Annotated in this window: 5 protein-coding genes; 1 reads left to right on the top strand and 4 read right to left on the bottom strand. The window is 70.6% G+C overall.

The annotated features are described in order from the left end of the window. From JHN63_RS45665 to JHN63_RS45650, 4 genes are all read right to left on the bottom strand, one after another. The coding region (locus JHN63_RS45665) for a hypothetical protein (protein ID WP_200691033.1) at positions 1-504 on the bottom strand (504 nt) is incomplete at its 3' end. A 90-nt stretch (positions 505-594) separates the two neighbouring features. Next, positions 595-3021: a dolichyl-phosphate beta-glucosyltransferase gene (locus tag JHN63_RS45660; RefSeq protein WP_200691032.1), complete on the bottom strand. Its 2427-nt coding sequence runs from the start codon at positions 3019-3021 to the stop codon at positions 595-597. A 26-nt stretch (positions 3022-3047) separates the two neighbouring features. Then, positions 3048-3749 carry a GntR family transcriptional regulator gene (locus tag JHN63_RS45655; protein ID WP_200691034.1) on the bottom strand — a complete coding sequence of 234 codons (702 nt, stop codon included), beginning with the start codon at positions 3747-3749 and terminating at the stop codon, positions 3048-3050. 167 nt (positions 3750-3916) lie between these two features. Further along, positions 3917-5272 (bottom strand): aspartate aminotransferase family protein, encoded by a 1356-nt coding sequence (locus JHN63_RS45650; protein WP_200691031.1) that lies wholly within the window; start codon positions 5270-5272, stop codon positions 3917-3919. Between the two features lie 314 nt (positions 5273-5586). On the opposite strand from JHN63_RS45650, the gene JHN63_RS45645 reads away from it, so the two are divergent. Then, positions 5587-6634 (top strand): serine/threonine-protein kinase (locus tag JHN63_RS45645; RefSeq protein ID WP_307782143.1); only part of this gene is annotated, 1048 nt, incomplete at its 3' end.

Genomic DNA, 6634 nt, shown 5'->3' with positions numbered 1-6634 from the left:
GGGTTGGGGTGGCGTGGGCGGGTTCGCCGGGTCGATGCCGATCGTGGGGGCCACGAACTCCAGCTCGCGGAGCAGGGATTGGGACGAGCCCAAGGGGCCGCCGCCGGCGAGGAGTTCGTCGTTCGCGAGCGGGTGCGGGAAGTCGACGGGGACGTAGGCGCCCGCGTGGTCGTAGTGCCAGACCAGGTGGGACTGCTGGGCCGTCGTCTCGAACATCTCCAGGAGCTGTTCGTAGTCGCCGCCGAGGTCGTCCACCGGGGTCACCGGGAGACCGCAGACCTGGAGGAGGTAGGCGCGGCGCAGGAAGTGCAGCGCGTCGTAGTCGAAGCCCGCGACCGGGGCGACCTCGCCGGACAGGCCCGGCATGTACTGGTACACCGGCACCGGGGGGAGCCCGGCCTCGGCCAACAGCGAGTTGTAGAGCGCGAGTTCGTCGGCGAAGGGATTGTCGGGGGTGTGGCACAACACGTCGACGAGCGGGACCAGCCACAGGTCACAGGCCAAAAGAGGGCTCCTCGGTTACTCGCTGCGCAGCGTGGATCTCGCATGGTGGTCAGGCAAGAGTAGGGGGAAGAGTAGTCGGTGCGGCCCGGGTCAGCTCCCCTCGTGCAGGTCCCATACCCACACGCCGTCGACCCACTTACCGGGTTTGCCCACCAGCTTTTCCACAGCGGTGCGGAGCTTGTCGTCGTTGGGCTGTGGGGCCACGACCAGCGCGCCCGCGTGCCAGAACGCGAAGTCGGCCTTGGCCTGCGCCCGCCAGTTCTTGCCGATGGTGGGGATGACGCCGGTGTAGCGGACGTCCCGCAGCATGTTCGAGGTGTAGCGGGGCGGGGCGCCGTAGATGCCGATGCGGTCGTCGCCGTAGGGGCCGTTGAAGTAGCCGCCCGGCATCTTGAAGCCGAGACCGGACGCCGTCTGCCAGTGCAGGGGTTCCGCCGCGCCGGGGTCGGCGAGCGGGACCGGGACGATCGATTCGCCGGCGCGGACGTACGACTTGTAGGTGCCGTCCGTGAAGAAGGCCGGTACGGCCGCCCGGTCGACGGCCTTGAGCGGCGCCGGGATGATCGGGATCAGGGCCATGGACACGGCGAGCAGGCCGATGTACTGCGTGCCGATCCGCCGGGTCGCGGCCAGCCGTTCGAGCGCGATCGCGAGCAGCATGCCCAGCGCCGGGGCGCAGATCATCGCGACCCGGCCCTCGATCACCGACTCGAAGAGCGGCTTGTGGGCGAGCAGGGCCCAGGGGCCGGGGTAGACCGTGTCCGTGAGCGGGATACGGATCTTGGGGCCCATGGAGAGGATCGCCGCCGCGACCGCCGTGAACCCGAGCGCCTTGACGAGCTTGTGCTCCCACAGTCGTACGACGATCGCGAAGGCGAGGAGGACGAGCGGCCAGCCGTAGAAGGCGTTCTGTTCGGTGGGGTTGAGGGAGAGGGAGTTGGCCCTCACCTCGTTGCCCGCGATCAGGGAGCGTTCGGCGAAGGAGAGCAGGGCGAGGGGGCTGTTGCCCGCGTTGTCGCCGTGCAGGACGCTCTTGTAGCTCTGCGGGCCGACGAACTGGTACCAGAGAGGGATCAGGATGATCGGCGCGCAGACCGCCGCCGCGATGCCCAGGCCCTTGAGCAGGGGGCGCCAGGCGGTCTTCACGACCTCCCTGTGGAGGACTCCGTAGGACGCGGCGAACAGGAGCATGCCGATCGAGGCCAGGAGCAGGGGTTCCTCGCCGAGGAAGATCTGGTAGGCCGCCAGCAGGCCGAGCACGATGCCGTCGCGGACGACCCGGGTGCCCGCGCACAGGCGCAGGGCCCGGTCGATGATCAGCGGGATCATGAAGAGGATGACGAAGTTCGGGTGCGCGTTGGCGTGGCTGACCATCGGCGGGGCGAAGGCCGCGAGCGAGGCGCCGACGAAGGCCGCCGCCCGTTGCCGTACGACACGCTTCACGATCAGCCAGTACCAGGCGGCGGCCGTGGCCGCGAGGCCCAGGGCCATGCAGACGCTGAGGGAGACCGCCGGGCCGGCCAGCAGGGTGAGGGGGGTGAAGGGCACCGACAGGCCCAGCATGACCGTGTTGGCCATGAGGTTCACGCCGTCGGGGAAGCCCTGGAGGTTCGAGAAGAGCGGGTTGTGGAAGTGGGACACGTTGTCGGCCGTGACCGCGAAGAACCACTCCCACTGGTTCTGGTCCTGGAGCGAGTCCTCCAGGTAGCGGTGGCCCGGGTCGAAGAAGCGGCCCGAGTAGAGGGCGATCGACATGAGGAGGAAGAGGACGGTGACCACGGCGTCGACCGGGCGCAGGGAGCGGGCGCGGAGGCGGGCGAGTTCGGTCAGGACGCGGGCGTAGTCCAGGGGTCGTACCTTCGAGCCGGACTGGTGGGCCCAGCGGACCGGGACCTCGGCGACCTCCCAGTCGGCGCGGCGGAAGTGCTGGAGGACCTCTACGTCGATGCCCCAGCCGTTGATGCGGGAGGCGGCGAAGGCCTCGCGGGCGCGGTCGCCCTCGAAGAGCTTGAAGCCGCACTGGGTGTCGCGTATGCCGGGCACCGCGGCCTGGCGTATGAGGAAGTTGCCCGCGCGGCCCAGGAGTTCACGGACCGGATGCTGGTGGCTCTCGATCGTCGCGCCCGGCGCTGCCCGGGAGCCGATCGCCGCGGACCGGCCCTCGCTCAGCTCCTTGTCGAGTTTCTCCAACTCCTCGATGGGCGCGGCCAGATCGGCGTCCGTGACCAGCACCCGGTGCCCGCGCGAGGCGGCGACCCCGAGGCGCAGGGCGTTGCCCTTGCCCCGGTTGCGGGGGCTGGTGACCAACTGCACGCGCGGGTCGGCGCGCGAGGTGACGACCTCGCGGGTCCCGTCGTCGGAGCCGTCGTCGGCGACGATGATCTCCCAGCCGCCGAAGCGGCTCTCGTTGTCGCCCAGATACGTGGTGATCGCGTCGAGCGTCGGTCCGAGCCGCTGTTCCTCGTTGTAGGCGGGCACGACGACACTGAGGTCCACGACGACAGCACTGGGGTCCACGGCCGGAGCGGCCCTTTCCGGTCCGGTCACCGGGCGGCCAGCCGCTCGATGAGGGCGAGGGAGTGCTTGTTGTACGCCAGGACGATCGAGCGCGCGGTCGGGGTGTCGCGGCGCGCCAGGGCGTCGACCAGGTCGGTGTGCTCGGACCACAACTGCCCGCGCAGATCGGTCAGTCGGCGCAGATGCTGCACCGTGCACACCCAGGACTGGACGCGCAGCCGGTGCAGGAAGTCGCCGAGGTAGGGGTTGCCGAACATGGTGCTCAGCTCGCGCCAGTAGCGCAGGTCGTAGCCGATCAGCACGGTGAGGTCACCGGCGTCGGCGGCGCGCTGCGCCTCCTCGCCGCGGCGGCGCACCCCGGCGAGCGCGGCGACCGTACGGGGGTCCTCGGTGCGGTCGAAGACGGGGTGGCCGCCGGACAGGGCCAGGAACATGCCCTCGGTGACCAGGGCGCGGGCCTCGATCATGCCGCGGTGGTCGGCCACCGAGTACTCGTGGACGCGGAAACCACGGTGCTGGTCGGCCTCCAGCAGGCCCTGCGCGGAGAGATCGACGAGCGCTTCCCGGACCGGGGTCGCGGAGACGCCGTACTGCTCGGCGATCTCCTTCACCGTGAACTCCTGCCCGGGTTGGAGCCGGCCGGCCAGGACCTCGTCGCGAAGCGCGTCGGCGATCTGCTGCCGCAGGGTGCTGCGGGTCACGGCGCCGCTGCCGCTGCTTCCGGGCATCGTCGGAGCGTCTCCCTCGTCGCGTTCGATGGCGTACTCGTATATGTCTACGAGCACGCCACCTTACGCGTTCGGGTTCCCCTCCTGCCCGGATGCGGGCACCGGTTGAACGGACCCGCCCATTCCGGGTACTAAGAGGCGTATTCGGCGTCGAATTGTGCGGTGAATTACGCCGTGAATTCGTCCGCCACGGAGAGCGCCGCGTCCAGCGCCGCGAGACCTTCCTTCAACTCGGCCTCGCTCACGTTGAGCGGCGGCACGACGTGAGTGCGGTTCATGTTGACGAAGGGCCACAGCCCCTGCTTCTTGGCGGCGGCTCCGAACGCGGCCATCGCCGCGTTCGCCTCACCGGCCGCGTTGTACGGCACCAGCGGCTCGCGCGTCTCCCGGTCCTTCACCAGGTCCAGCGCCCAGAACATGCCGACCCCGCGCACCTCCCCGACGCTCGGGTGCCGCTCCGCCAGCGCCCGCAGCGCGGGCTCGACGACGGTCGTACCGAGGTGCTTCGCGTTCTCTACGACCCCCTCCTCGGCCATGACGTTGATCGTCGCGACGGCCGCGGCACAGGCCAGCGGGTGCCCGGAGTACGTCAGGCCGCCCGGGTAGGGGCGCTTGCCGAAGGTGTCCGCGATCGCGCCGGAGATGGCGACGCCGCCGAGCGGCACATAGCCGGAGTTGACGCCCTTGGCGAAGGTCATCAGGTCCGGTACGACGTCGAACAGATCGGCCGCGAACCATTCACCGGTCCGCCCGAACCCGGCCATCACCTCGTCCAGGACGAAGACGATTCCGTACTTGTCGCAGATCTCCCGGACGCCGGCGAGATAACCGGGCGGCGGGACCATGATCCCGGCGGTGCCCGGAACGGTCTCCAGGACGATCGCGGCGATCGTGCCCGGCCCCTCGAAGGCGATGGTCGTCTCCAGATGCTCGAGCGCGCGCTCGCACTCCTGCTCCTCGGTCTCCGCGTAGAAACGGGACCGGTACAGGAAGGGCGCCCAGAAGTGCACGACCCCGGCGGAGGCGCTGTCGCTGGCCCAACGCCTCGGATCCCCGGTGAGGTTGATCGCCTGCTGCGTACCGCCGTGGTACGAGCGGTAGGCGGAGAGCACCTTCGGCCGCCCGGTGTGCAGCCGGGCCATGCGCGTCGCGTGCTCCACGGCGTCGGCGCCACCGTTGGTGAAGAAGATCTTGTCCAGGTCGCCCGGGGTGCGCTCGGCGATGAGCCGGGCGGCCTCGGACCGCGCCTCGATGGCGAAGGCGGGCGCGAAGGTGGTCATCGTCGCGGCCTGCTCCTGGATCGCGGCGACGACCTTCGGGTGCTGGTAGCCGATGTTCGTGTAGACGAGCCCGCTGGTGAAGTCCAGGTAGCGATTGCCGTCGTAGTCCCAGAAGTACGACCCCTCCGCGCCGGCCACGGCGAGCGGGTCGATGAGTTCCTGCGCGGACCAGGAGTGGAACACATGCGCACGGTCCGCGGCCTTCACGGCGGCGCCGGCCTGGGGGTTGGGCTGAGGGGTCATGCGGGTGAGCGTAAATGTCCGCGATGCGGAAACGGTATCGGCGTCCTGTCTGTGGTCGCCGGGTTTCCGCGACAGGTTGTCCAGAGAAGCTGGGGGCGAAACTAACCACTGTTCATGCCGGTGACCGGTTAGGAGAGACCCCAGCCTGTGGAGGGTGGGTGGGTCTCCCGTTACGGAACCGTAGACACCGGCCCGTCCGTCTGGTCGATTCCCCGCACTATTCTCGGTCTGTCGCGGAGCACAGGGGCACGACAGGGGCGCGACGACCGAGTGACCGGGGCGTGCCCGGGGACGTCAGGGGAGGCGGCGCGGTCGTGGAGAAACTGGGGGCGGCCGATCCGCAGCGGATCGGGGCGTACCGGCTGCTGGCCCGGCTCGGGGCCGGTGGCATGGGGCACGTGTACCTGGCCCGCTCGGACCGGGGCCGCACGGTCGCCGTGAAGCTGGTGCGCGAGGACCTCGCCGCGCAGGAGGAGTTCCGGGCGCGGTTCCGCCAGGAGGTGCGGGCCGCGCGGCGGGTCGGCGGCCACTGGACGGCGCCCGTGCTGGACGCGGACACCGACGCCGAGGTGCCGTGGGTGGCCACCGGGTACGTCGCCGGGCCCACCCTGCAACAGGTCGTCGGCCGCGACCATGGTGCACTGCCCGAGCGTTCGGTACGGATCCTCGCGGCCGGTCTCGCGCACGCGCTCCAGGACATCCACGCGGCCGGCATCGTCCACCGCGACCTCAAGCCGTCCAACGTGCTGGTGACCATCGACGGCCCCCGCGTCATCGACTTCGGCATAGCGCGCGCCCTGGAGACCCAGGCGGGCGACGGTCTCACCCGCACCGGCTCACTCGTCGGCTCGCCCGGTTTCATGGCGCCGGAACAGGTGCGGGGCGACCGCATCACCCCGGCGTGCGACGTCTTCTGCCTCGGTTCCGTCCTCGCCTACGCCGCGACCGGCACGCTTCCCTTCGGCGCCGCGAACAGCGGTGTCCACGCCCTGATGTTCCGCATCGCCCAGGAGGAACCCGATCTGTCGGGCGTCCCCGAGGGCATCGCCGACCTCGTCCGCGACTGCCTCCGCAAGGACCCGGCCACCCGCCCGACCCTCAACCGCATCCTCGACCGCACGGGCGCGGAGGACACCGTATCCGGCGGCCGCTCCCGCGACCCATGGCTACCGGGCGCCTTGGTCGCCCAACTAGGCCGCCACGCGGTCCGGTTGCTCGACACGGAGGACCCGGAGACGAGGGAACTGGAGCGGGTGAGCCCGACGCAGGGCGGTCCGGGGACGGGCGGTCCAGCGCAGGCTGGTCCGGGGACGGGCGGTCAGGCTCAGGGCGGTCCGGCGCAGGGCGGTCCGGGGACGGGCG

The organism is Streptomyces sp. MBT65, from assembly GCF_016612545.1.
Classification (GTDB): domain Bacteria; phylum Actinomycetota; class Actinomycetes; order Streptomycetales; family Streptomycetaceae; genus Streptomyces.
This window is presented reverse-complemented; position numbering and strand designations above follow the sequence as displayed.

Excerpts from the sequence above, each read along its gene's own strand:
- JHN63_RS45650 (WP_200691031.1), bottom strand. The coding sequence starts at position 5,272 with ATGACCCCTCAGCCCAACCCCCAGGCCGGCGCCGCCGTGAAGGCCGCG.
- JHN63_RS45655 (WP_200691034.1), bottom strand. The coding sequence starts at position 3,749 with ATGCCCGGAAGCAGCGGCAGCGGCGCCGTGACCCGCAGCACCCTGCGG.